Raw genomic sequence first — 829 nt, 5'->3', positions numbered from 1 at the left:
GGGGGGGGGGGGGGGGGGGGGGGGGTGGGGGGGTGGGGGGGGGGGGGGGGGGCGCGCGGGCGGCGGGGAAGGCTGGGGGCGTGGGCGGGCGCCGCGGGGTGGGTGGGGGCGACGGCTGCGGGGTGTGCTGCGGGTTCCACTGGGCGGGCGGCGGCAGGGCGCCGGCGTGCGGGGTGCCGTTCGCGGTCACCGCGGCCAGTGTGGCGTTCGGCGCGGCGGCGGGGGCCCTGGGCTGGGCGGGCGCGGGACAGGGCATCGGGGCCGGGGGCGGGGCGGCGGCCAGGCGCTGTGGCGCGACGTCGCCCAGCCCGGGCTGCGGGTGTAGGAGGACACCGAGGGTCGCCCACCGCGTGACCGGGCCGGTCCCGCTCGTCGGCCCGGACTACAAACGCGACCCCTACCCGCTCTACGGGGAGCTGCGCCGCCGTTGCCCGATCCACCGGGTGGCGTTCCCCAGCCGCGTGCACGCCTGGCTGGTCACGGGCTACGACGCCGCCCATGCCACCCTGAACGCCCGGCGCCTGGGCAAGGAACACCGCCTGGGCAACGACCGCGGGCGGGCGCGGGCGTCGATCATGCCCGAACCGCAGCACTCCCAGCTGCAGGTCCACCTGCTGCACCAGGACCCGCCCACCCACACCGTCATGCGACGGCTGGTGACCGAGTCCTTCACCCCGCGGGCTGCCGAGGAACTGCGCCCACGGCTGCAGGAGATCGCCGACCGGCTCCTGGACGACCTGACGGCCACCGACGGACCGGTGGACCTGGTCGCGGGGTCCGCCGCCCACTTCCCGTTCGCCGCGCTGGCCCTGGCGATCGGGCTGCCCGA

Annotated in this window: 1 pseudogene; it reads left to right on the top strand. The window is 78.8% G+C overall.

The annotated features are described in order from the left end of the window. Positions 1-350 precede the first annotated feature (350 nt). A pseudogene (locus D8M34_RS18350) lies at positions 351-829 on the top strand (cytochrome P450); the annotation flags it as partial.

The organism is Microbacterium sp. HSID17254, assembly GCF_003989315.1.
Classification (GTDB): domain Bacteria; phylum Actinomycetota; class Actinomycetes; order Actinomycetales; family Microbacteriaceae; genus Microbacterium.
The sequence above is the reverse complement of the archived record's forward strand: the minus strand, read 5'-3'. Positions and strand labels throughout refer to the sequence as shown.